This window comes from Tenacibaculum amylolyticum, from assembly GCF_964511145.1.
Classification (GTDB): domain Bacteria; phylum Bacteroidota; class Bacteroidia; order Flavobacteriales; family Flavobacteriaceae; genus Polaribacter; species Polaribacter amylolyticum.
The window spans coordinates 84,409-110,232 of sequence record NZ_CAZEFZ010000003.1; the positions used below are offsets into that span (position 1 = coordinate 84,409).

The following is a 25,824-nucleotide window of genomic DNA, read 5'->3' on the forward strand; positions in this document are numbered from 1 at the left end:
TTAGGTGTTAAATTTACAAAATTTTAATTAATCTATTAGAATTAATCTTCTCGCTAATAACGTTAAACCCAATCATTTTATTTTGAATGTCTGTCAATAAATTTTCTGTGATCGGTTTTCCGTCGTTCCATTCAGTAATAGATAGCCATTCTTGAATGTCTTCGAGTTGTTGTTCGTATCTAATAGCTAATGTTTCATCAATATTTTCAATGTCTTTAAAATCAGCAGTACAACTGTTAATGATTTCTAAGACTTTTTTTATTTCTTCTGGGTGTTTTTCTAAAACTTCATCTCTAATGGCAACAACAAAGCATGGCCATGGAGTAGGGCAGTCGCCTAAACGTCTAAAAGTTCCGTTATCTACCAAAGGTTTGGTAGTGAAATGTTCCCACATAAAGTAATCAGCTTCTCCATTGGTTAATGCGTCAATACCACCTTGTAAGTTCTTAACAACTTTAAATTGTAGTTTGTTTATGTCCCATCCATTATTATAAGCATTTACAATAGCCATTAAATGAGAACCAGAACCATATCTACTAATTGCGACAGTAGCATTTTCTAAATCATTAATACTTTTGAACTTCGATTTAGCTCCTACGTGAATTCCCCAAATTAATGGACTTTTAACGTAAGTTTGTATGATTTTAGAAGGATTTCCATCAATAATATCCTTAATAATACCTTCAGTAAGAACTATAGCAATATCTATAGAACCTTCACGTAAAGCTTTAGACATAGCACCTGTTCCACCTGGGAAATCTTGCCAGCGTAAATTAATGCCTTCTTTTGTATAGGCTTTATTTTTTAAGGTAATGTACCAAGGATAGTTAAAATGTTCTGGAACGCCACCAACTTTTAAATGCAACATTTATTCAGCTAATTTATCTAAGGTATATATAATTAAATCTGCTACTATTTTTCCAGGGTCTTGACTAAAAGTTCCATTGGCTCTATTAGCAAGAATTGCATTCATAGAACATGCATTGTGTTCTAATAATTTAGCAAGTCCGTAAATAGCTGAAGTTTCCATTTCTAAGTTAGTTGGTCTAATGCCTTCATAAGAGAAACTATCAATTTTTTTATTAATAGTAGGATCTTGTAAAGGTAATCGTAACACACGACCTTGAGGTCCATAAAAACCACCAGCTGTAACAGTCATTCCTTTATGCGTATGCTCAGAGTATAATTTTTTCTCTAATTCTTTTGAGCCAGCAATTACTATTGGATAGGCTTTTTTACTAGACCAATTGGTGTGTTGTACAAAAGCGTCTTCAATAGCTGGATGAGAAATTTCATCTGTTATATAGGCACTCAACATTCCATTTAAATCTAATGCGTGCGAACTTAGTAAGAAACTATCAATAGGAATGTCTTCTTGTAAAGAACCAGAAGTACCTATACGTGTAATATTTAATACTGTATGATCTGGTTTAACCATTCTAGTTTCCAAATCAATATTAACTAAAGCATCTAATTCATTAAGAACGATGTCAATATTATCAGGGCCAATTCCTGTAGATATAACAGAAAGTCGCTTTCCTTTATAGGTTCCTGTAGTTGTTTTAAATTCTCTTTTTTGAGTACTAAACTCTATGTGATCAAAGTGTTTTGTAACTTTGTCTACTCTATATTGGTCTCCTACAAAAATGATATCTGTAGCGATGTGCTCAGGTCTTAGGTTTAAATGATAGATACTACCATCTTCATTTAAAATGAGCTCAGAATTTTGAATATTCATTAAGATGTCAATTTCAATAACTTGTCGTTTGCATTCACATACAGGTAACTGTATTTCTTTGCGCCGCCAAGATACGAAAAATCAGAACGAATTTCTCTATAGTAATTTAGCTGGTTTTCTAGTACTTGCATTCCTTCTTTACTTAACTTAACTGGAGAAAAGGAGCTAAATAGCTTTTTTAAACCTTCTATTTTATTAAGATATTGTACATCACCAAAACCATATATTTCTTGGTTTTTTAGTAATGAATGTAGTAAGTTATCTTTCGTTTTAAAATTATTTTCTTGCGCAGTAGATAGAATAATGTTTTCTATTTTATTCAATCCATTTTCTATAGAAGGGAATCTTTGCAAATGTGCATTAATAGCTTCGGTTAAATAAATAAAAGGAGAAGAAGGATTAAACTTATGAACTGTCTCCAGTCGTAAAGGGCTATCTGAGCAATATAATTGCCAAATATAATCTGCATATTCTATATCATCTTGAGTTAGTGTTACACGATTCTTGTATAAATCGAGTAAACTTTCTTTTGAGAGATGCGCATAACCAACAGGTTTTTCAAAGCCTTCTTCATTACCACATTGAATCAGTGTGATTTTTCGGCCTTTTCTGTATCGTTTTAACCAACTAATAACAGCTAGCATATTGATTTGACAGAATAAATCGTAATCAAACCATAAAACAATTTCATCTTGATTTTGTTTACAAAGATTTCTGTATTCTTTTAAAGTAAAGTCAATAAACGTTTTCTTAGTAACCTTATAGGTGTTATTTAAAAAATCGAAACGTGTTTTCCAAAAATCTTCGCTACCTACATCTGTTGTGGTTTTACCTTCACAAAGCATTTCTCGCCATGTAATAATTTTACCTTCTATTTGTAGGTTTTCTAGTATTTCGGTGGTACAATCACCATTCGTAATATGTAAATAAGAGCTCATTAATAGGGACTTAGAAATATTTATCAATATTAATAAAAAAAACAATATCTTGTGGATATTGTTTGTTAATCTCTATATTTTTATGTATTTTACATGTTTATTGTTAAAAAAATAAATTTTCAAAAACACATATAAGGCGATTTTTTTGAAAAGTAAAAAGAATATTAAACTATCCGCCAACTCTTTTGACTTTAAATCCTTTATCTTTTAGAAGTTCCATGATTTTATCTCTATAATCTCCTTGGATAATGATTTTTTCATCTTTAAAACTACCACCTACAGACAGCTTTGTTTTAATTTCCTTAGCTAACTTCTTAAAATCTTCAGTAGCACCACTGTACCCATCTATTATGGTTACAGGTTTTCCTTTACGTTTTTCATACTTACAAAGTATAGGATCGTCCTGTAACCAAATATCTGGTTTTTCTTCAGCTACTGGTTCTTCAAATTGGTGATCTGGAAATAAATTTTTTAACTGATCTTTTAAATCCATGATTACTTTATTAAACCAAGTTCTCTTAAACGTTCATTTAAGAATTCTCCAGCAGTAATGTCTTCAAATTGTTTTGGGTGCTCTTCATCAATACAGTTTTCTAAAACATCTAATTTCATTTCTGAAACTGGGTGCATAAAGAATGGAATTGAATAACGAGAAGTTCCCCATAATTCTTTTGGTGGGTTTACAACTCGGTGAATTGTAGATTTTAATTTGTTGTTACTGTGTCTAGATAACATATCTCCAACATTAATCATTAATTCGTCTGGTTGTGCAATCGCATCAATCCATTCTCCTTCATGATTTTGTACTTGTAATCCTTTTCCATGTGCTCCCATTAATAATGTAATTAAATTAATGTCTCCATGAGCAGCAGCTCTAACAGCACCTTTAGGCTCTTCTTGGATAGGAGGGTAGTGAATTGGTCTTAAAATACTATTACCATTAAATATGTATTGATCGAAATAAGTTTCTTCTAAACCTAAATGTAATGCTAAAGAACGTAAAACATATCTTGCCGTTTTCTCTAACATCTTATAAGTCTGTTTTCCTACTTCATTAAATTCAGGAAGCTCTTCTACAATTACATTGTGAGGGTATTCTTCTTCTAATTTTGGATTGTTTTCTACATACTGACCGAAATGCCAAAACTCTTTTAAATCTCCTTCCTTTTTACCCTTCGCACTCTCTTTACCAAAAGAAACGTAACCACGTTGTCCTCCAATACCTGGAATTTCGTATTTCTGTTTTGTATCTACTGGTAATTCAAAGAATTTTTTGATTTGTGCGTATAAATTATCTACTAATTCGTCATCTAAAAAATGACCTTTTAACGCAACAAAACCTATATTTTCGTATGCATTACCAATTTCGTTAATGAATTTTTGTTTTCTGTCTTTATCTTCAGACAAAAAGTCTCTCAAATCAACGCTAGGTATTTTATTCATTGTTAATAACTTTGTTTTTACTTAGTGTAAAGGTAGTAAAATCAAAGGAAAGCTCTAAAATTATTTATTAACAAAAGGAATTAAATAGCTAATTGTATAATTAAAGCCAAATCCAGTATCGCTACTCAATACTTCATTAAAGCCAGGCGCATACAATGTTTTAAAGCCAGTTTGATCTTGAATATTAACGGCAACTTTAAAAGAACCGCTAAAACCAATAAAGAGATTTTTAAAGGTTTCTACTTTTATTCCAATTAAAAACTCTAGCCAATGTGCAGTTAATCCTGTTTCGGTAATTGGTGTTGTAATAGGAGATGTAGGGAAGTAGATAGGAACATTTGTACTTCCTGTAGTAACATTTGGAGTATAACTATTTAATGTTTGATCGAAAATAGCAAAACCGTATCTTCCACCTACGTAAATCTCATTATTCATATCTAACCAATTATTATAGGTATTATAATTAGCTCCTAAACGAATATAATTTCCTTTAGAGGTAGATGTTGTAAATTGCTCAAAAGTAATTTCTTTCTCATGTCCAATTTCTCCAGCAATATACCATCTTTTTGAAATTCTATAATCTCCTACAATTTCTAAACCAGTATAACTTTTATCAAAAAAAGCTAATGCGGGTTTGCTAATATCTGCTCCAATACGCAATCCATAACCAGTTTTGTATGTAATAGTATCTTTTTCTACTGGTTGCTCCTCAACTATAAGGTTTTGAGAAAAACTGTTGTTAGCAAATGATATTAGAAAAAGACTAATGAAAAACGTTAACGTGCGCATTGTTTTGTGTATTTAAAGATGCTATTTGAGTTGTTTGAAGCTCGTCTACCCAACCTGGTGTACCTGTTACTTCTACGGTAACATTATTAAAGATAACTCTAAATCCACAAGATCTAGAAACATACTCATCTTCTGGTGTATATTTTATAACAAGTGTTTCAATTTCATTATCTGCTAAATTACCGTCTATTTCATTTTTCTTTAATATATAAACAGTTTCTTGTGCTAGCGGGTTTAAAGGAAGTGCAATACTATCTATAGTAGTATTGGTAAATAAGCTATCTGTTTTACCTTGTGCTATAACAGATAAACGTTGTACCGCTTTTAAATCTGTTCTATTAGCATTGTCATAAAAGCGTAGTACCAAGTTTGGAGTAACTGGAGTTTGAGTACAAAAGTCATCACTTTCACAAGAGCTTATGAATATAAGACTACCAGCTAAAAAGAAAGCAAATAAAGGTTTTAAAATTTTCATTGGCTGTTATTTTTCAAATAAAACAACGGTTTCTATGTGCGCAGTATGTGGAAACTGATCTACTAAACTGATTTTTTTAATATGATAACCAGCTTCAACTAATTGTTCAGTGTCTCTTGCTTGCGTTGCTGGGTTACAAGATACATAAACCATTCTATCTGCATTTAGATTTATGATTTTTTTAAGTGTTTTAGGAGCAATTCCAGCACGAGCAGGATCTAAGATAATGGTGCGGATTTTATTTGTGTACTGTGGATGTTCTTGTAAGAACTTACCAACATCAGCAGCATAAAATTCAACACCTTCAATATTATTTCTTTTAGCATTCTTTTTAGCATCCTCTACTGCAGAAGCTACAATATCTACTCCTACTATTTTAGTATTTGTACTTTTAGAAGCTAAAATTTGCCCTATTGTTCCTGTACCGCAGAATAAGTCCATTACAATTGTATTATCAATGGCTTCTTTATTCTCTAAAGCATATTCTATAACTTTACTATATAGCTTTTCTGCAGATTTAGGATTTGTTTGAAAAAAGCTCTTCATGCTAATTTCAAAATTTAAGCCTAGTAGTTCTTCTACAATTTTATCTCTACCGTACACTAAATTAATACTACCAGAAGTAGCAATAGTTCTATCACCAGTTTCATCGTTAATAGTATGCAATAAACCAGCAACTCTATCTCCAAATAATTCGACTAAAAGCTTAGCAAAAGCATTTAAATCAAAATTCTTTAATCCGTTAGAAGTAGTAACTAAGTTGAATAAAAGTTCATTTGTTTTGTACGATTTACGTACCACGAAATATCTAAAAAAACCTTCTTTACGAGGACCGTGCCATGGAGCTAATCTAGTAGCTTCACAGTAGGTGCGTATTTGTTTTAAGTTATCTTCTATATCTTTATCAAATAAACCAGAGTCTTTTTCTAGATTAACACCCATCCACCAAACACCTCTTCGCTTGAAACCTAACGTAAATTCATCAACATCTGAGTTTTGTTCATGACTATAACCAATGGCAGAGAAACTGTATTCCATTTTATTTCTGTAATGAAATAAGTTTGGAGAAGTTACAAATTCATCAAATTGCTCTTCAATATTAGCAACTTTACCTATTTTTTTGAATAAGTCAATAGTACTAGTGTACTTATATTCATGTTGTTTTTCAACTGGAAGTTTTATGTATGGAGCTCCTGGTATTTCTTGATAAGGGCTTATAACTTCGTCTTCAGAAGCTTTTAAAACCTCAATAAGTTTACATTCAGCATATTTCTTTTGAGATTTGGTAACTCTAGCTTTTACAAGTTGTCCTGGTAAAGTATTAGGAACAAAAATTACAAATTCTCCTAATTCAGAACGAATTCTTCCAATTCCTTTTCCTCCAAAGGCATAATCTTCAATAAGGATTTCAATAATTTGTCCTCTTTTTACAAACTTATTACGTTCTCTACGTGGCATTCACTTAAATTTATAGGAATGCAAAATTAGAAAAGTTATCTTTTATTAAGGTTTTGTTGACCGAATTAATTTTAATAAAAATGAACCTTTTATAAAAAGGTACGTCTAGTAGGTAGCAATTAATTATGAAAAATAAAGAAACATACGCCGATAAAAGGCTTATTGAAGAATACCTAAATGGCAACAAAGATGCTTTGGTGTTTCTTGTACGTAAGTGGCATCAGGTTTTCTGTAGTATTGCTTACTCTTATGTGAACAATATGGCGATAGCTAAAGATATTGCGCAAGAAAGCTGGATTACATTAATACCGAAATTGGAGACTTTAGAAGAACCATCAAAATTTAAAAGTTGGGCTATTCAAATTGTAAAAAGAAAAGCAATCGATCAATTACGAAAGCATAAAAGAGAGCATAAACATATGGATAACTATGCTCATGATAATAAACGAAAAATAAATGAAGAGGATATGGAAGCTTTGGAAGTAAAAGAAAAGAGAAAAGAAACTTTAAAAAAAGCGATAGCTGAATTGTCATTAGCACATCAACAAGTAATTCGACTTTTTTATGTGGAAGAACGATCGTTAATAGAAATGAGCGAGTTATTAGGAATTTCTACAGGAACTGTAAAATCTAGATTATTCCATGCAAGAGAAAAATTAAAGAAAATATTAAAATCATAAATTATGAAATTAACAGAAGATATAGACAAATTAATCAAAGAAACGCTTACAGAAGAGGAAGCCGTTTTTTACCAAAAACTAGAAGAGCAAACAGTTTGGCAAATGATATTTGGACTTTTTAAAGGAAAAAATAAATGGATTGTGGTACTAATGAATATTATGACACTTGTTTTTTTCGGATTGTTTATTTATTGTGTTGTACAATTTTTTGATGCTGAAGAAACAAAAGAGTTAATTAAATGGGCAACTGGAGCTATCATATTTCTATTAGGTGTAAGTATGTTAAAGGTATTTGCGTGGATGCAGATGGACAAAAATGCATTGTTACGAGAAATTAAAAGATTGGAAATTCAAATTTTATCATTATCGTCAAAAACCTTAAAGTAAGATTTTAAAAGCCAATGAATATTTATTAATTTGCGTGCTCTTAGGGATGATTTCTCTCCCACGCTGCTTTTTCGAGTTCTTCGAAAGAATAAAGGTACAGTAGGAATGGTTATTTTATGAATTTTTAAAAATTAAAGAAATGGCTGTTTTAGAACAATTAACTTCACAGCAAGCAATCGATTTAGAAGACAAGTATGGAGCGCATAACTACCATCCATTACCAGTAGTATTAAGTAAAGGAGAAGGTGTGTATGTATGGGATGTTGAAGGAAAAAAATATTATGATTTTCTTTCTGCATATTCAGCTGTGAACCAAGGACATTGTCATCCAAAGATTGTAGATGCAATGGTGAGTCAAGCAAAGACATTAACACTAACGTCTAGAGCTTTTTATAATGATATGTTAGGTCGTTATGAGAAATTTGCTACTGAGTATTTTGGTTTTGATAAGTTGTTACCAATGAATACTGGTGCAGAAGCTGTTGAAACTGCTTTAAAGTTATGTAGAAAATGGGCTTATGAAGTAAAAGGAATTGACGAGAATGAAGCAGAGATTATTGTTTGTAAAAATAACTTCCACGGAAGAACGACAACAATTATTTCGTTTTCTAACGACCCTGTAGCTCGTAAAAATTTTGGTCCTTTTACAAATGGATTTATTAAAGTTGAATATGACAACTTAAAAGAATTAGAAGATGCTTTAGCCAATAATAAAAATGTAGCTGGTTTTATGGCGGAACCTATTCAAGGAGAAGCTGGAGTGTATGTACCTTCTGAAGGATATTTAGCAGCTGCAAAAGCATTATGTGAAAAGTATAATGTATTATTTATAGCAGATGAAGTACAAACTGGTATTGCAAGAACAGGTAAATTATTAGCTGTTCAACATGAAAATGTACAACCAGATATTTTAATCTTAGGAAAAGCATTATCTGGAGGAGCTTACCCTGTTTCTGCTGTTTTAGCAAATGATGCTATTATGAATGTAATTCGTCCTGGAAATCATGGTTCAACTTTTGGAGGAAACCCAATTGCAGCGGCTGTTGCAATTGCTGCTTTAGAAGTAGTAAGAGATGAAAAATTAGCAGAAAATGCAGAACGTTTAGGGAAGATATTTAGAGAAGAGATTGGTAAATTAGTTGAAGAAACTGAATTAGTAACCTTAGTAAGAGGTAAAGGTTTATTAAATGCCATTGTTATTAATGATACAGAAGAAAGTGAAACAGCTTGGAATATCTGTATGAGGTTGCGTGATAATGGATTATTAGCAAAGCCAACACACGGAAACATTATTCGATTTGCACCACCATTAGTAATGAATGAAGAGCAATTAATGGATTGTGTTGCAATTATCAAGAAAACAGTAAAAGAATTTGATAAATAAGAGAAGCTTATATATCATATAAAAAAAACCTCACAAATTTGTGAGGTTTTTTGTTTTTTAAAGATGGTTCGCATTCTTAATTTTTACTTTCTTTGGCTGTTCTTTGCGCATCTTGAATCATTTGCTCATTGGCCATAATAGCGAATTCAACACGTCTGTTTTTACTTCTACCTTCTGCCGTATCGTTTGTAGCTATTGGATCTTTAATTCCAAGTCCTTTTGTTTTAAACCTGTTACTATTAAGTCCTTTACTAGCTAAATAATCTTTTACAGAATTAGCTCTTTTTTCTGAAAGCACTTGATTGTAAGCAACTTTTCCAGTACTATCTGTATAACCATAAATAACAATATCAGTATTTTCATAGGTTTTGAAAATAGGAATAAGCTTGTCTAAGTTTGCTTTTGCTGTAGTAGTTAATGTGGATTTATTAGTTGCGAATCGAACTGAATTTTCGCCTAAAGTTAACTTAATACCTTCACCAACTCTTTCAACTTCTGCACCAGGAACTGCTTCTTCTATTTCACGTGCTTGTTTATCCATTTGATTTCCAATTACACCACCAGCAACTCCACCAATTACACCACCTAATACAGCTCCTAATTCTGAATTTCCACTACCAACGTTATTCCCTATAACAGCTCCTAAAACTGCTCCTGCAGCAGTACCAATTGCAGCTCCTTTTTGAGTGTTGTTTGCATTTTTTATAGCCTTACATGAAATAAAAAAACTAGCTGTAATTACTAAAATAGCTAAACTATAAATGATTGATTTTTTCATCGTATTTTTCTTTTATATTATTATTTTCTTTGAAATGAATAGGTGATGTTTTTTACAGAACCTGCGACATTAATTTTTCCAACTAGTTTAAAGCTATTTTCTGTAATATCATTTAAATCTAAAACGTAGCCATCTTTCACCTTTTTAGCTTTATGAGTATTAATAACTTTTAATACAAATTGTCCGTCTTTATTTACATACCAAGTAATAGGAGAGCTAAATTCAGGGCATTCAGTATTTGGGTTATTTAATTTCATTTGCCCTTTATTATTGTTAGAAATAAAGTTCCACTCACTATTAATAAAACATTGAGAGTTTGCAATGTTAAATGAGTTAACGGCGAAGTAATCTTTACCCGTATAATCAACGGAAATTACTCTCCAATCACCTTTTAACATAACTTCTTTTTTGTTATCTAATTTAGTGTTAACGGCAGACGAAGTCGATTTACAACTTGTCATAACTATCATTGCAAAAAGAAACGACCATAAGATTTTTTTCATCACTATAAAATTGATTGATTTATATTATAACTGTTATATATGAGTATTAGAACGTAAATTTTCTAAAAAGTCACATGTTTTAAGACTTAATTAATGTAAAATTTAAGTTAAATAAGAGTAAGTAGTTGGGAGGTAGCATGGTATAAGAAAAAAATAAATTATGAGTTATTAAAGTTATTGTAAATGGAAGTAAATTAGAATGTTTTTTTGGCTATATTTAAGGAATTAACCACTATTAAATAAATAATAAAATGAAAAAAAACATTTTAAAATTAGGAAATGCTTTAAGCAAACAAGAGCAACAAAAAATTGAAGGAGGAAGAAGAGGTGTAGTGCCTTGTAATGATATAAGTGATTGTTTCTTTTTAGGAGACGGTTACATTGGAGATTATTTTTGTCTGCCTGGTCCTTATGGTTTTAAGCAATGTACTCTTTTGTAGATTTTAAAAGCAAAGTATGAAAATAAAGAGGTTGTATTCTAGTTTAAATAAGAATACAACCTCTTTTTATATGTAATTGTAAGATAATTAATTACTTCGTAATCGTTGAGTTCTCTAATGACATTTCAGAAACTATTTACTGTACCATTTCATATACATTTAAATGTTTCTTTAAAACTCCTGAAGGCGTATTTTTTGTTTCATCGAAAATTCGAGTATCTCCAAATAGTATAAAACTATCTTTCGCTCTGGAAACAGAAACATTCAACATGTTCGGTTTATTGTCTTTTTCAAAGAACATGGTACCTTCATCTTCATTTGTGTATACAGAGCTAAATAAAATAATACTACGTTCCGCTCCTTGTAATGCATGCACTGTTCCTAGTTTAATTTGATTGACTTTAAAACCAGCTTCAATTAATGCTTTAGAAAGTTCTCCCTTCTGACTGGCAAAAGGTGTAATAATTCCTAAAACACTTTCAATACTATCTACATTATAAGCTTCTTGTATAGCTTCCTTATTTTGTTGTAACCAAGTAATAATTGCTTTTACCTCTGCAATATTACAACGACTATTATATTTACGTTCACTTACGCCTTCTACATGATAAGCTACCATAGAAGGAAAAACTTGATCATCTTTGGCTTTTCCTTTCATTGGTTTTAGAATTCCTCCATAAGCTAACTCGTTGCAGAAGTTAATAATTTCATCATTACATCTTCTGTGTTCTAATAAAATTAGACCTTGCTCTTTAGTGTTTGCAATTGGAGTTTCATATTCACAAGCATTTTGCGCCATTTTCATTATACAACCATTCGATGCCAGAAAACCTAAATCTTCTAGTTGTTCATAGTTATGTTCTGTTAGCATGTCTAAACTAGAAAGGTTACCAACATCAATTTTTTGAGGAATAGACCAAATAGGTTCAATTTGCTTTAAATCGCCAATAACAAAAGCCTTTTTAGCTAAGGCAAATACTGGAATACTTACCTCAGGTGTTACTTGTCCTGCTTCATCAATAATTAATAAATCTAGGAAATTGTATAAAGGCAAATAGTCGAAAATAGGTCTTCCGTTTTCGTTTTCTCCTTGAAACTGACTGTATACAAAATGACTTGGAGCCATATAAAACGTTGCTACAAAACAAGGAGTAAGCATGGCTCTACGTTTCCATTTTAATTGAATGACATGTTCACCAGTTCCTTTTTCTGTATCTTCTTCTAATGCTTCTCTAGTAGCTAATAACCAACGACCTTCCCAATAATGTGTTGCTAATAAAAAAGCTCTGTGACGCAATGTAACATCCAATTCATCATAAAAATATTGAGGTGTGGTATCTTTAGTATGCAACTTGTTAAATTCAGATTCCCATAATTTTTCTTCTGAAGTTATTGGAAATCCTTTGACATTATATTGAAAACGCCAATCTTTTAGTTTTAAGTGTGATTGTAATGCGATATTAATATTGGAAATCAATTCTTTGATTACCACAATTATTTTTTTACCATCAGCAATGATATTCTTACGAGTCTTAAAAATCCAATCGCTACTTTCAGGTTGATCATCTTCGGAATCGGCATAAAAATATTGACTAACTTGTGAAATGAAATCAGGGTTTTTATGAGCAACTTTTAAGTTACTTAAAATTGTTCTCCACTCAGTAAGTTGTGCTATTTTAAAGTTTTCTTTTTCTATGAGATCTTTTTTGTGTAAAAGCTGCTCATTAATATAGGCTATAGAAGAAAGAAAACCACTAGAGAATTCTACACTATCTATAAGAATATCTTCTATGGCAATAATTTCATCTTGTAAATGATAAATGGCGTCTTCTAAAGAATCGCTTTCTACATTAAAATAATTACAATAATTGGTCAAGAACTCATATTCTGCATTATTCAAATAAGTTTCATTCTCTAAATTACAGAGAGTTCCTTCATGACCAAATAAATTCCCTTTTAAGAAGTTAATATCACCTAAATATTTTTCGCTTTTAGAGTTCGAAGGCAAATAGGTAGCATATCCTTTAAAGTCAGGAATCCACCTATGAGCAAGGCCTTCCATACTACTTTCAGCATTAATAAAACTATCGATAATATTAGTAACTGCTTGGTTATTATTTGAACAGGCTAAAACAATTGGAGGTTCTTCTCCAATGATGGCACTTTTTACTACTTCTGTGGCTACTAAACTTTGTAATAAAGTTGTTTTACCAGTACCAGGAGGTCCGTTTACAGCAGTAACAGCACTTTCTTCAGCTGCTAAATAAGATAATAAAGTTTTACGCTGACTTACAGATAGTGGAAATTGATTAGACATTTGTCCTAAATGCAAATGATTATAATTTAAAAAATCGGTATCTGTAATTGCATCTCTTTTTTCTTTCAGATATGGATTTGTTATCTTAGAAAGTAATGGTAATTCTTCTAAATTATTCAGTAGGTTCTCATATAAGAACAAGATGCTTTTTGCTGTCGAAATTTTAGAACTCACAGAAAAATAAGTGAGTTTAAATTGAGTCGTATATCTGTCAGCTTTATAAGAATTCAGACTTTTATATGTAATAGCTGAAAAGACTTCGTTTATATAGTCCCAATATTCATCCCATGGAACAGGTTCGTTCTCTTCTTCAGGAATAGGAGGCTCTATTTCTTTTGCGTCTAAAATGGTGTCAAACGAAGAGAAGATAAAATCATTTTTTATATCTGCAATAGGTGTAACATAATTACGAACTACTAATGGAAATAAATCTCTTGGAGCAGATAATTGTCCTAATCTATTTACAACAGCATTAATCCAGAAAGGATGTATTGTTTTTTGTTTAAACTTTGGATTATCTGTTTGGTATTCTAAATGAAAAGGAGCGATTAGAATTCTAGCGTCTTCTACTGGTTTCCAATTACTATTGTCTTTTTTTAAGATACCACGAAGTCTATTAATTCTACGCTCTTCAGCATCGATTAACTCATTTGCTTGTTTTTTGTCTAGAAAAGCATTACTTATATCAGAGTTGTTTTGATGATATAAGTTTTTAATTTTAGCAATATCAATAGCTAAATTTTCACTATCAATTAAACTATTTTTATAATAGTGTAACCAGTTTTTTTCGCTCATTATTTTTTGAAACTTATGTAGTGGAGGAGGTGGGCGAAAATAGTAGGATATTTTAAAAAAGAAAGGACTTTTTTATTGTTTTTATTAACTAAAAACGAGAAGAATTGTTAAGTAGTTATATATCAGGTATAGCTGAATAGTGATATGTTTTAGTCATTAATATTTCAGTTCAACTACACCTGATTTTTTAGAAAGTGATTATTGTAATTCGTTTAATCTTTCTTGCATTAATTCAGGATCTTGTAAAGCTTCTAAACCAAAGTAAGAAATAATCCATAAGATGAATAACAAGTAGATAACACTTAAAATAATTCCAATGATAGATAAAATATATCCTGTTTGTAAGTTTGAGTAATTGGTATACATACTTGGATTACCAGTATATAAAGCTTTATCTTGTTTATACAAAACTAAAGCTACGATTCCAATAACAAGTCCTAAAATTCCATAGCAGCAGCATGTAATAATAGATAAGATTCCTAAAACCAAAACAGCCGTAGCATTGGGTAATTTTCTTTGTTCGAATTCAAACATAAAAGTGTAATTTATCTAGTTTAATATTAATTTGTTCATTTTTAAAAAGTATGCTATTATCATAATAACAGCATTTATAATAGCAAAAGCAATACTAATTTTTGAAGTTATTTTTTTCTTCAAAAAGAAATGAAAAACAATCGCTATTATAAAAAGGAATGTAGTATAAATTGCCGGAAACATATAAAAGGCTTCTGTAAACTCTCCTTTAGAAACTAAAACTACAGAACGTTGCAATCCACATCCAGGGCAATCAACACCCAATAGTTTTTTGTTTAAACAAGGAAGCATGTAATCTTTGGCTCCGTGCATGAATATTTTTCTGGTAAATGTAATTAAAATGTATAACTTCTAAACCTTGTTTTCTCTATAACATTCCTAATTGTTAGAGTATAGAAAAGTTCTTATTTAAACATATCCATAGCAGGAATATTAGGCATTCCACTTTTTGCAGCTATGGCCATTTCCTGTTCATTTATTTCTCCTGCTCTTTTTAAAGCTTTATTAACCGTTAAGATTAAATAATCTTCCAACTCTTCTGCATCGTTTAATAAACTTTCGTCTATAGAAATAGCTTTTACTTCTCTATTAGCGGTAACAGTCACTTTTATTTTTCCATCAGCACCGTTTTCGTCTATCAATACAGTATTTAAGCGTTGTTTTGTTTCTTCTACTTTTTGTTGCGCTTGTTTAAGCTTATCCATCATTCCAGATAAATCACCAAACATAATTCTATTGTTTTATTTAAGTTTTTCTGATGCAAAATTACTATTTTACTCATCCTAAAATCAATCAAATGGAAAAAAATCTTTTAATATGTCTCACATTAAGTGTTATTTTTGCTTCCTGCAAAAAAGAGAAGATGGAAAAAACTATAACTCCACCAGTAGCTGAGAAGCAAGCTCAGCAATTAGAGAAGCACGGAGATGTTCGTACAGATAATTATTTTTGGATGCGTTTAACTGATGATCAGAAAAATGCAGAACAAAAAGATGTACAAACACAAAAAGTGTATGATTACTTAAATGCCGAGAATGACTATTTTGAAGATGTAATGGGACATACCAACGATTTTCAAAAGAATTTATTTGAGGAAATGAAGGGTAGAATTAAGGAAGATGACGAATCGGTTCCTTATAAAAAAGATGGATACTTCTATATTACTCGTTATGAAAAAGGCGGGCAATATCCTATATATTCTAGAAAGAAAGGAAGCTTAGAGGCTGAAGAAGAAATTATGTTTGATGTTAATAAAGAAGCAGAAGGACATGATTATTTTCAGTTAGGAGGGTTGAATGTTTCTCCAAATAATAATTTGGTTGCTTTTGCTACAGATACTGTAAGTCGTCGTCAATATTTTATTCGTATAAAGAATCTTGAAACAGGAGAAATTTATAAAGACAAAATAGAGAATACTACAGGAGGAAGTGTATGGGCTAATGACAATAAAACATTATTCTATACAAAGAAAGATCCTGTAACACTTCGTAGTTCTCAAATTTATAAGCATGTATTAGGAACAGATGCTTCTGAAGACGAACTTGTATTTGAAGAAGGAGATGATACTTTTGGAGTATTTGTAACGAAAACAAAATCTAAAAAGTATATCGTAATAGGTTCTTACAGCACTGTTTCTAGTGAATATCAAGTATTAGAAGCAGACAATCCTGATGGAACTTTTAGAGTAATTCAACCTCGTGAGCGTGATTTAGAATACGATATTGCACACTATGGAGATCATTTTTATATTAAAACAAATAAAGATGGTGCTACCAACTTTAAGTTAATGAAAACTCCAGAGGATAAAACATCTAAGGAGAACTGGGTAGATGTAATTCCGCATAGAGAAGACACATTTTTTGAAGACTTTTCAATCTTTAAAGATTATTTAGTATTAGAAGAGCGTACAGACGGTTTATCAAAGATTAGAATTAAGCGTTGGGATGGTACTGAAGATTATTATTTACCATTTGATGAGGAAACATATTCAGCAGGTGTATATTCTAATCCTGATTTTGATACAGATATTATTCGCTATTCATATAATTCAATGACAACTCCTAATTCTGTGATCGATTTTAATATGAAAGATCGTTCTAAAGAAGTAAAAAAGGAGCAAGAGGTATTAGGAGGAAAGTTTAATAAAGACAATTACGTTAGTAAGCGTGTATGGGTTCCAGCTAGAGATGGTAAAAAAATCGCTTTATCTCTTGTGTATAGAAAAGATACCAAAATAGATAAAGATACTCCTGTATTATTGTATGCTTATGGTTCTTATGGATATACAATTTCAGATGGATTTTCAACGACACGTTTAAGCTTACTAGATCGTGGATTCATCTTTGCATTAGCACATATTAGAGGAAGTCAATATTTAGGACGCGAATGGTATGAAGATGGAAAAATGCTGAATAAGAAGAATACATTTACAGATTTTGTTGATTGTTCTAAATATTTAATAGATAACGGGTATACTTCACCTGGACATTTATATGCAATGGGAGGTTCTGCTGGAGGTTTATTAATGGGAGCTATTATCAATATGAATCCAGAGTTATATAACGGAGTGATTGCTGCTGTACCTTTTGTAGATGTAATTTCTACAATGTTAGACGATAGTATTCCATTAACTACTGGAGAATACGATGAGTGGGGTAATCCTAACGATAAGGAATATTATGATTATATTAAATCATACTCACCTTACGATCAAGTTGAAGCAAAAGCATATCCAAATTTATTAGTTACAACAGGATTACACGATAGCCAAGTACAATACTGGGAACCTGCAAAATGGGTTGCAAAGCTACGTGAATTAAAGACTGATGATAATTTATTGTTTTTACATACGAACATGGAAGCTGGTCATGGAGGAGCGTCTGGAAGGTTCGATGCTTTAAAGGAAACAGCAAGAGAATATACATTCTTATTAGCTTTAGAAGATAAGTTAGAAAAATAATTATATTTTTGCACGGATTTAAACCTGATGGTATCCACTATCAGGTTTTTTTATGAAGTTAATTTTTGATGGAAAGAAACAAAGCAATTGTAAACTCTGTACTCGATTTAATCGGGCAAACACCAATTGTTAAACTACAGCGAATCACTAAAGATTATCCAGGAAGCTACTATGCAAAAGTAGAAGCTTTTAATCCTGGGCATTCAGCTAAAGACAGAATTGCGTTGCATATTGTTGAGAATGCAGAAAAAAAAGGGATTCTAAAACCTGGAAGCACTATTGTAGAAACCACTTCAGGAAATACAGGTTTTAGTTTAGCTATGATTAGCTTAATAAAAGGATACCGATGTATTTTGGCTGTAAGCGATAAATCTTCTCAAGATAAGATTCGAGTTTTAAAAACTATGGGAGCTGAGGTACATGTTTGTCCTGCTAATGTTCCTGCAGATGATCCTAGGTCGTATTACGAAACAGCAAAAAGACTTCATAAAGAAACTCCAAATTCTATTTATATCAATCAGTATTTTAATGAGCTTAACATAGAAGCACATTATACTACAACTGGGCCTGAAATTTGGGAACAAACACAGGGGAAGATTACACATTTAGTAGCAGCTAGTGGAACAGGAGGAACTATTTCTGGAACAGGTAGGTTTTTAAAAGAAATGAATCCTAATATAAAAATATTAGGTGTAGATGCTATTGGTTCTGTAATTAAGAAATACCACGAAACAAAAGAGTTTGATCCAAAAGAAATTTCTCCATATAAAATAGAAGGGTTAGGAAAGAATTTAATTCCAACAGCTACAGATTTTGATATGGTAGATGTATATGAAAAAGTTTCTGACAAAGAAGCTGCTTTTGCTTGTAGAGAGTTAGTAGAGAAAGAAGGAATGTTTTGTGGATATACTTCTGGTGCTGTAATACAAGCAATAAAGCAATATGTTGCTAAAGATACTTTTTCTGAAGATAGTTTTGTAGTTATGATGTTACCAGATCATGGTATCCGTTATATGGATAAAGTGTATTCAGATGATTGGATGAAAGCACAAAGCTTTATGTAAACATAAAATTTCTTTTTTGTAATTATTAAGATTACTTCACTACACTTTGTTTCGTTTGTAATGACAATTCAAAATATTTAATGGAGTTTTAATGACTTAAAGCGTTTTTTCATAATATAAATGAAAAACTATCCTCTTTTCCATATTCTAATTTGTTGAGGATTAAATAAAGCATATCCTTTGTTTTCGGTATCTTCTTGTGTTTCAATATAAGTTTTATAAAAGCGAATAATAGAAGCATAAGAATACCCATAAACTTGGCTACTAGTAGGAACAACCATAACACGTCTTCTACTATGTGTTTCACGATCATAATCAGCTCCAGTACCAGGTAAAGCAGCATATACTTTTATTTTGGTATTGTAAGCCATTTGAGCGGCATAGGTGTGGCATAATCCTCGAATTAAAAAGTCTTTTATTTCTCTTAAAGTCCTAGTAAATCTACGTTCACTTATGGTTTGGTTATTTCTAGATCTAAAGAAAAATAAGGTGTCCTTTTCAAAATAGGTATTGGCAAACTGATTAGAAAAAGATAAAGTAAATGTATCATCATTATTATGACTTCCATATCGTTTTCTTCTAAATTCTGAACTCAAAAGTACTTTGTTAATAACCGTTTTATAAATTCTACTAGAAGCGCATCCCCATACCCATATATGTGCTTGATTATGAAAAGCATTTTTAAAGTTACGCCATTCAGAAGTATTCATATTGGTTACATTAGTATCTTTTTTTCTACCGTCTTTATCCCAAGGATCTCGTAATCTTGGTATGCTACCTGTATGTTTATATGCCGAACGTTCGTATGAATTGACTAATACAGGACCACCTCTCCAGCCATGTCCTACTATAGAAAGCTCGCGAATTGTATTAGGATGGTTCTTGCCAATTTCTTGTATATGCTGATAAACATCTGTAATTGAAAGCACATTTGTTTGTTGCTGAATGAATTTATCATCAGAAGTATAATGGATGGAACGATTGATCGCGTCAAAATTACTCGAAACCACATTCCACTGTATGTTTCCGTTGTTTAGAGCTCCTCTTTCAATAGCACCATTTTTTACATCAAAAAGAGTAAAAGAAACATTAGAATCATTTTGCCAACTATTATGCTTGTGTAAGATTGCATTAGCTCTTTTTTTACAGAGTAAGGCCATATTGGTACGACCATGTTTGTACTCGTAACCAGCTACAAGAAGTATATTTTTACGCATCGTTTTTTTATTTAAACCCCACAGATTTTCATAATCTATGGGGATTTGGTTAAAACAAAGCCAGATCGAGTCGTCGATCTATGGTTTAATTTATCGCTTGGGACTTTGGTCAAGTTTCCGAAGCGCATCTTTTTTTATTTCTTTTCTTAAAGTTTCGTTGAGGTTTTGTATTTGATACTTTTTAGCAGGTTGAATTTTAGAAAAGTCGACATGTTTTTTTAGAATATTAGCATCTAATACAAAAGTTCCATTCACTTTAGGTGGATTTTTTGGAGGTGTTTTTCCTTGTAATTTTTCTATTTTATACGATAGCTTGTTAATCGTTGTTTCATATTTAGTCAACATTTGTAGTAGTTTAGATATGTTGATAGTTAGGTCGTTAACTTCAGTAGATAACTGATCGTTTTTATTGGCAATTGGCACACTAAAAAAGCCTACAACTACAGTGGCTATTAATACAAGTCCCATAAACATTCCAATAGTTTTAGTTGCTATAGGTCTAGGTGCTTCTCTTTTTAGTTCAGCTTGTAATAATCGGTAGGTAAGGACAATCATGATTAATGCAAATCCTGATATTCCATAACTTAATAATTTTTCACTTAAAATGTCCATATCGTTTAATTGGTTTTTATGAAAGGTTTGTTTTTTAAATATTTGTTGTTCTAATTTTTAGCTTACGGAGTTACTATAATTTCATTTGTAACTACTTCTGTATATTTTCCTTTTTCTTTACTACCATCTTCAAAGCGTTTGGTAATTTTTACAAAAAGTTTTCCCTCTTCATTATGATGATAAGTAATAGGAGTGGGGATACCATTTCCAGAAAGCTCTTCTTTTTTTAATTCAACAGTGGTTCCATCTTCTTTTTCAAGCTTGAATTCAAAACGGATGTAATCAATTTCTTCAGAATCAAAAGAAGGTCCATTCCATTTTAGTAATAATTTGTTTTCTTTGACTTTATCTTCTATTTTGAGTAATAAAGGTCCACCAGTTGTTATTCCTTTTTGTAGTATTTCTAAATCACCATTAGTAGTAACTGCAGTAAATTTGTATGTAATAGCATCTCCTTTTTCTAACACAGGAATGTGCAATTCATCTAAAGTAAAATCGGGAGCTTTTGCTCTCATCAGTTTGTCAAAAACAAAGTTGTCTTGAGTTGCTTCGTATGAAAGATGTAATAAAATTTCTAAATGTTTTTGTACATCAGCACCAATAATAACAGGAATAATTTGTACGCTTTTAAATTCAAAAGGATCTGCTATTATAATTTCTTCATCAACTAATGCGGTACTGTTTTGTTGTAATGTTGGACGTCCATCTGCAAAATGATAATGACGTTCTTCTTCAATATATGCTTGAGAGTTTGGTTGATTACGAATGTTCCATGTTTCTTTTTGGTTAGCTGCTGATAAACTCAATATTTCTTGATTTATTTGTGTTCCATCGGCATTTTTAGAGCGAATAAAAATATCGACTCCTTTTACTTTTGTAGTGTCTATATTTCCATATCTGAATTCGAATCGTTGTAATGGAGCTAATACTTGTGGAATGATAATTAGATCTTGAGAACTACTGTAGTTTACATGACTAAAAACAACTACTGGTGAGTTAATATTTTCTACATCTTGTTTGTAAGTAAATTTTGTTTGATAGAAATAACCAGAAGGTTCATCGGCTTCAGTAATCCAAGCAATAGCATGTTTTTCTTTATCATCTTTAGTAAAAGTAAAACTAGCTAAAGCATCAGCATTCTCTGGAATAGCAAAACCGTTAGCAAGTTCTGTTGCCATTTTACCATCTTTTTTACGCCAGATTAAAACTTCAGCACTCAATAAATCATTCGTTGGAGAGTCAAAATCGTGTAATAAAGCAATGTCTAAATGATGTTCTCTCCATAGGTTGCTAAATGTTACTGTTTTACTATAGATGTCAATTTTATCTTTAATTTGATTTCCTAACAGCCATAAATGCGATTGAGGATTATGAATCTTAGTAGTTGCAGAACGTTGTCTATAATCTATTGAGATTGTTTTGTTATGAAAGAGTTTTTTCTTTCGGAATTTATACGCAGCACCAATTAAAATACCATCTCCAGGAGTAGGATTTGGAATTCCTCCAGGGATATCAGGAATTTCAGGAGAAATATATGGACTGAATAATTCTCTCATCACTTTATCTGAAAATTCTTCAATCATTTCATTCATCATTTTCTTAGTATCAGCATCTGTAACTTGAGAAAGTACATTTATTTCAATATCACCATCTTCAATTAATTTTTCTTTAATGAATTCTAGTTCAGCTTTGGCAGAAATTCCTAATTCACCATATTTAATTCCAACACCAGCAGCAAAACCGTGAGATACTTTTTGATGACAACGATCTAAATCAGCTTTTATAGTCATATCTAAAGCACAGCGCATTGCCTTGAATTGTAAATTATAGAGAATCCCTGCTACAGAACTACGCTCTCCTTGTAAGGTTGCAGCAATTAAGCTAGCACCTTTTCTGTCTAATCGAACATTGAAAATAGATTTTAGATCGCTACTAGATAAAGAAGGTTTCTTAGAGCCAATAATGCTTTCTACAAAAGATTCATCATTAATTGTATCTTGATTTTGTGTAGTACTGTCCAGTACAATTAAATCTACAGAACCATCTTTCCATTCTGGTAATGAAAAAAAGAAATCATTAGGAAGGTTATGGTCGTCTATAAGTGTTTCGCGCACACGCTCTAGTTTTTCTTCGCTAGCTGTACATTGAACTCCTAAAGACATAATCGCTCCAGAAGAACCTTCTAATTCTTTTAATCCTCCTTTAATAGCTGTTCCTTCTTTAAAAATTTGCAGGAAGAAATCGAACGTTTTTTCATCTTCGGTATCATCGCTAATTACAGGAGCAAGACTTACTTCATTGGGTAAATAGTAAACAATGTTATCTTGTTCATGATCGCCATAAAAAACGATGTTTTCATGTACTCCATATGGTTTTCCTAGATCTAACATGGTTGGTTGTTTAGTTGTTTTTTATTTAAAGATTACTTTGTCGTTCCTCCTCGTAATGACGGTTTTTTATGTTTTGTCATTGCGAATGAAATGAAGCAATCAGTTTTTTATTTAGAGATTACTTCGTCGTTCCTCCTCGTAATGACGGTTTTTTATGTTTTTGTCATTGCGAATGAAATGAAGCAATCTGCTTTTTATTTAGAGATTACTTCGTCGTTTCTCCTCGTAATGACGATTTTTTATGTTGTGTCATTACAAATGAAATGAAGCAATCTGCTTTTTATTTAGAGGTTACTTCGTTGCTCCTCCTCGTAATGACGGTTTTTTTATGTTTTTGTCATTGCGAATGAAATGAAGCAATCTGCTTTTTATTTAGAGATTACTTCGTCGTTTCTCCTCGTAATGACGATTTTTTATGTTTTTGTCATTGCGAATGAAATGAAGCAATCTGCTTTTTATTTAGAGATTACTTTGTCGTTCCTCCTCGTAATGACGGTTTTTTTTATTAAGTGATAGTTTAAAAACTTTACCATATATTTTCTGGAATACTTACTTTGAGATGTTCTTCAGTAGTAGTTATCCAATCAGACTTATAACGGTCTCCACTTTTACTTTTTGCCTTTAACCGATATTTATAACTTAATAGGTTTGAATCTGTCATTGCATGTGTGAAAATCACGACATCATTTAGTTCTTTAAAAACTAATTTTTTAGTATCATCAGAATCAATAGCTATATTGTTATGTTCATCTTCATATAAGATGCTTAGTGAGATTTCTTTAATTTCATAATCTTCAAAATCTGGAGCATCAATTAAGGTAGCTTTAATAGTACGTTCAGGTTGTACGTTGTCTTTTATCATTGCAATTGGTCCTACATGATCTTTCCAAGCTCCTCGAATAATTTTTCCTTCATTGGTAATTACTGTAGTTCTTAACTCGTAGACTTCTCTAGGTGTTTGTAAACTAGTAATGACAGAAAAGGTATGTGTATCTTGTTCTTTTGTGAAGTTGAACTTTTCAGTAATCCACGTATTCCTAGTATGTTCCCAAACGCGTGCTTCTACAATAAGCTTGGTAGATTTTTCCCAATCAATTTTACTCATAAGTTCTACAGACCATTTACTTTCAAAAGGATTTGGAATGAAATAACTGAAATCTTGATGGTCTGGTAATTCTAAAATGTATTCTTCAGAACCAGCTATGTAGTACTTTACCTGTAAATCTAGCTTTACTGGATGTAGTTTACTGTATAATAATGACAATAATTTTTGTTTCTTTCCTTCATCTGTGTTTTCTAATAAAAAGGATTGGGTTAGTAGTTTTTTATCAGTAACTTTTTCCGTAACAGTTACAGTCGATTCAATCAAATGTGCATGATTAAAAATATCGGTATCGTCTATTCCTATTTGTAATTTGATGTTTTCAAAATATTCAGTAGGATTAAAATAAATGAATTCAGAAGTTGTTTCTTGAGCAGTTACTTCCATTTGTGGTGGTAACCCAGTTCCTTCATTATCTAAAAAAAGAGTGGCATTATATCGATATGTATATTCATTTGTATTTTGTCGAGTATAAGTAAATGTGCCTTTTAAATTTTCAGGAGTAGATTTATTAAAAATAAAAGTTTGTTCTTTAGCAACTTTTTGCAAAGTAAGATCCCAAATTTCACAAGAAATTTTTACTGTTTTAATATTGTTAATACTAAATGTGTCTGCAGCAATATCTACAGCTACAGTTTCTACACGAAAAGGTAAGTCTTCTAGCTTAATCCATTTTAAATGATCTTGCAAACCACCAATATCGCGAATCATACTAGATAGTAGTGCTTGAGGATAAAATGGGTATTTCTTTGCTTTTCGCTCTCTCAAATCAACAGTAAGTTCATTGGTTTGTACCTCTTTGTTATTTCTGAGAATATAAAATGATCCAGGAATAATGGTAGAATGTATCATAGCTACGCCATGCGCAATTCTATTTTCTATTTTTTTACTAGCACTTAATGGAGGCACTGAAGGATTAAACAAACGTTTAATAGCTTCTGTTTTTAATTCATTTAGTAAGGTTTTAGAAGCATAATCAGATACATCTGGATCTAATTCTTCAATTTCCATAGTAACCATACTGGTTTCTTTTAAATCATCTAGTGTGTTACTAATATCTTCTCTGTAGAAAATAAAGTTCTTCACTTTCATGTCTTCAAAATGTTTGTAGATACGATCCCATTTTACATGCATTTTTGCTTTAAATGTTGGCGCAATACCAAGAATATTTAACTCGTAATAAACATGACCAGCTATAACATCTTCGTTTAAAGCAGCGACTAATCTTTTAGCTTCGTTTCCAGTTGTTTTTACAACTAAAGCAGCTCTATTATCACCAAAAATAGAAGGAGATACTCCAGAAGTAACGTACCAATCTTTTGGATCTGGATTTTCACCAGCAGCAGCCATAATCATATAGACTTTTCCATCTGTTATAGTAACTGGAAGCAATCGTTTTACTTTCTTACTCCATTTTTCTTTGATTTCTTCTTTTGCTCTTTCTAAAATAGCGTCCGATACTTTTAAGGAAACTTCCATAGAAAGGCTTGTGTCGATAATTTGATCTATATTTTCATCGGTACTACTTTCTGGTAAAATTGTATAAGCAGATATAGCAGGACCTTCTTTTTTCTGAACTATAGAAGGTTGAACATTTGCATAGTAAAATGTTTCTGGATCTACATCATCTCGAAAGATGGTGAGGTTTCCTACATTCATAAATGGTGGTTGATAACTTAACATGATTTCTAGCTTTTAACCATTATTGTTTTCTAAAATCGTATTTCATATGATGAATTCTTGTCATCCTGAACGTAGTGAAAAATCTCTCTTGTAACTATATTCGTAGGATTAAAGATTTTTCATTTTCCTTTGATTACC

At 31.3% G+C, this 25,824-nt stretch carries 24 protein-coding genes; 6 read left to right on the plus strand and 18 right to left on the minus strand.

Annotated features, from left to right (window positions below):
- Nucleotides 1-13: 13 nt before the first annotated feature.
- The 8 genes from ACKTTC_RS01120 to rlmD form a co-directional block, all read right to left on the minus strand.
- Entirely contained in the window at nt 14-868 is an 855-nt protein-coding gene (locus ACKTTC_RS01120; RefSeq protein WP_408037484.1) for a substrate-binding domain-containing protein, read from the minus strand.
- A complete protein-coding gene (locus ACKTTC_RS01125) occupies nt 869-1,738 on the minus strand; it encodes a nucleoside phosphorylase (RefSeq protein ID WP_408037486.1) in 870 nt (289 codons plus the stop codon). It abuts the gene before it with no gap.
- Nucleotides 1,738-2,676, minus strand: coding sequence for a DUF1835 domain-containing protein (locus tag ACKTTC_RS01130; protein WP_408037487.1), 939 nt, complete (start codon nt 2,674-2,676; stop codon nt 1,738-1,740). Before ACKTTC_RS01130 ends, ACKTTC_RS01125 begins: the two co-directional genes overlap by 1 nt.
- A gap of 169 nt (nt 2,677-2,845) precedes the next feature.
- Entirely contained in the window at nt 2,846-3,169 is a 324-nt protein-coding gene (locus tag ACKTTC_RS01135; protein WP_408037489.1) for a translation initiation factor, read from the minus strand.
- 2 nt (nt 3,170-3,171) lie between these two features.
- Nucleotides 3,172-4,119 (minus strand): isopenicillin N synthase family dioxygenase, encoded by a 948-nt coding sequence (locus tag ACKTTC_RS01140; RefSeq protein ID WP_408037491.1) that lies wholly within the window; start codon nt 4,117-4,119, stop codon nt 3,172-3,174.
- 60 nt (nt 4,120-4,179) lie between these two features.
- Nucleotides 4,180-4,908 carry a DUF6048 family protein gene (locus ACKTTC_RS01145; RefSeq protein ID WP_408037492.1) on the minus strand — a complete coding sequence of 243 codons (729 nt, stop codon included), beginning with the start codon at nt 4,906-4,908 and terminating at the stop codon, nt 4,180-4,182.
- Nucleotides 4,883-5,383 (minus strand): DUF6452 family protein, encoded by a 501-nt coding sequence (locus tag ACKTTC_RS01150; RefSeq protein ID WP_408037494.1) that lies wholly within the window; start codon nt 5,381-5,383, stop codon nt 4,883-4,885. Before ACKTTC_RS01150 ends, ACKTTC_RS01145 begins: the two co-directional genes overlap by 26 nt.
- Before the next feature lie 6 nt (nt 5,384-5,389).
- A complete protein-coding gene (rlmD, locus tag ACKTTC_RS01155; protein WP_408037496.1) occupies nt 5,390-6,841 on the minus strand; it encodes a 23S rRNA (uracil(1939)-C(5))-methyltransferase RlmD in 1,452 nt (483 codons plus the stop codon).
- Nucleotides 6,842-6,966: 125 nt separating this feature from the next.
- Here rlmD and ACKTTC_RS01160 point away from each other — a divergent pair, with 125 nt between their 5' ends.
- The 3 genes from ACKTTC_RS01160 to rocD all read left to right on the plus strand — a co-directional run bounded on the left by ACKTTC_RS01160 (nt 6,967) and on the right by rocD (nt 9,292).
- Entirely contained in the window at nt 6,967-7,521 is a 555-nt protein-coding gene (locus tag ACKTTC_RS01160) for an RNA polymerase sigma factor (RefSeq protein WP_408037498.1), read from the plus strand.
- Nucleotides 7,522-7,524: 3 nt separating this feature from the next.
- Nucleotides 7,525-7,908, plus strand: a complete 384-nt coding sequence (locus ACKTTC_RS01165) for a DUF6768 family protein (protein WP_408037500.1) — start codon at nt 7,525-7,527, stop codon at nt 7,906-7,908.
- A 139-nt stretch (nt 7,909-8,047) separates the two neighbouring features.
- Nucleotides 8,048-9,292 carry an ornithine--oxo-acid transaminase gene (gene rocD / locus ACKTTC_RS01170; RefSeq protein ID WP_408037502.1) on the plus strand — a complete coding sequence of 415 codons (1,245 nt, stop codon included), beginning with the start codon at nt 8,048-8,050 and terminating at the stop codon, nt 9,290-9,292.
- Between the two features lie 76 nt (nt 9,293-9,368).
- Here the strand turns inward: rocD and ACKTTC_RS01175 are convergent, their stop codons facing one another.
- Both ACKTTC_RS01175 and ACKTTC_RS01180 read right to left on the minus strand, forming a co-directional pair.
- Nucleotides 9,369-10,070: an OmpA family protein gene (locus ACKTTC_RS01175; RefSeq protein WP_408037504.1), complete on the minus strand. Its 702-nt coding sequence runs from the start codon at nt 10,068-10,070 to the stop codon at nt 9,369-9,371.
- Nucleotides 10,071-10,090: 20 nt separating this feature from the next.
- A complete protein-coding gene (locus ACKTTC_RS01180) occupies nt 10,091-10,573 on the minus strand; it encodes a lipocalin family protein (RefSeq protein WP_408037506.1) in 483 nt (160 codons plus the stop codon).
- Nucleotides 10,574-10,824: 251 nt separating this feature from the next.
- Here ACKTTC_RS01180 and ACKTTC_RS01185 point away from each other — a divergent pair, with 251 nt between their 5' ends.
- A complete protein-coding gene (locus tag ACKTTC_RS01185; protein WP_408037507.1) occupies nt 10,825-11,013 on the plus strand; it encodes a hypothetical protein in 189 nt (62 codons plus the stop codon).
- Between the two features lie 136 nt (nt 11,014-11,149).
- Here ACKTTC_RS01185 and ACKTTC_RS01190 read toward each other — a convergent pair whose 3' ends face one another.
- The 4 genes from ACKTTC_RS01190 to ACKTTC_RS01205 all read right to left on the minus strand — a co-directional run bounded on the left by ACKTTC_RS01190 (nt 11,150) and on the right by ACKTTC_RS01205 (nt 15,387).
- Entirely contained in the window at nt 11,150-14,125 is a 2,976-nt protein-coding gene (locus ACKTTC_RS01190; protein ID WP_408037508.1) for a DEAD/DEAH box helicase, read from the minus strand.
- 198 nt (nt 14,126-14,323) lie between these two features.
- Complete coding sequence (locus tag ACKTTC_RS01195; RefSeq protein ID WP_408037509.1) at nt 14,324-14,659, minus strand: CCC motif membrane protein; 336 nt, start codon at nt 14,657-14,659, stop codon at nt 14,324-14,326.
- A 15-nt stretch (nt 14,660-14,674) separates the two neighbouring features.
- Nucleotides 14,675-14,971 (minus strand): DUF2752 domain-containing protein, encoded by a 297-nt coding sequence (locus tag ACKTTC_RS01200; protein WP_408037511.1) that lies wholly within the window; start codon nt 14,969-14,971, stop codon nt 14,675-14,677.
- 92 nt (nt 14,972-15,063) lie between these two features.
- The gene (locus ACKTTC_RS01205; protein ID WP_408037512.1) at nt 15,064-15,387 is read right to left on the minus strand and encodes a YbaB/EbfC family nucleoid-associated protein; all 324 of its coding nucleotides are present in this window, start codon (nt 15,385-15,387) and stop codon (nt 15,064-15,066) included.
- Nucleotides 15,388-15,521: 134 nt separating this feature from the next.
- Between ACKTTC_RS01205 and ACKTTC_RS01210 the strand changes: the two genes are divergently transcribed.
- Entirely contained in the window at nt 15,522-17,618 is a 2,097-nt protein-coding gene (locus tag ACKTTC_RS01210; RefSeq protein ID WP_408037513.1) for a S9 family peptidase, read from the plus strand.
- A 68-nt stretch (nt 17,619-17,686) separates the two neighbouring features.
- On the plus strand, nt 17,687-18,682 hold the full coding sequence (locus tag ACKTTC_RS01215; protein ID WP_408037514.1) for a PLP-dependent cysteine synthase family protein: 996 nt from the start codon (nt 17,687-17,689) through the stop codon (nt 18,680-18,682).
- Between the two features lie 128 nt (nt 18,683-18,810).
- On the opposite strand, the gene ACKTTC_RS01220 is transcribed toward ACKTTC_RS01215, so the two are convergent.
- From ACKTTC_RS01220 to ACKTTC_RS01235, 4 genes are all read right to left on the minus strand, one after another.
- The gene (locus ACKTTC_RS01220; protein WP_408037516.1) at nt 18,811-19,899 is read right to left on the minus strand and encodes a hypothetical protein; all 1,089 of its coding nucleotides are present in this window, start codon (nt 19,897-19,899) and stop codon (nt 18,811-18,813) included.
- A 90-nt stretch (nt 19,900-19,989) separates the two neighbouring features.
- Nucleotides 19,990-20,511 (minus strand): hypothetical protein, encoded by a 522-nt coding sequence (locus tag ACKTTC_RS01225; RefSeq protein WP_408037518.1) that lies wholly within the window; start codon nt 20,509-20,511, stop codon nt 19,990-19,992.
- A gap of 62 nt (nt 20,512-20,573) precedes the next feature.
- On the minus strand, nt 20,574-22,901 hold the full coding sequence (locus ACKTTC_RS01230) for a hypothetical protein (protein ID WP_408037520.1): 2,328 nt from the start codon (nt 22,899-22,901) through the stop codon (nt 20,574-20,576).
- A 526-nt stretch (nt 22,902-23,427) separates the two neighbouring features.
- The gene (locus ACKTTC_RS01235; protein WP_408037522.1) at nt 23,428-25,686 is read right to left on the minus strand and encodes a hypothetical protein; all 2,259 of its coding nucleotides are present in this window, start codon (nt 25,684-25,686) and stop codon (nt 23,428-23,430) included.
- Nucleotides 25,687-25,824 lie beyond the last annotated feature (138 nt).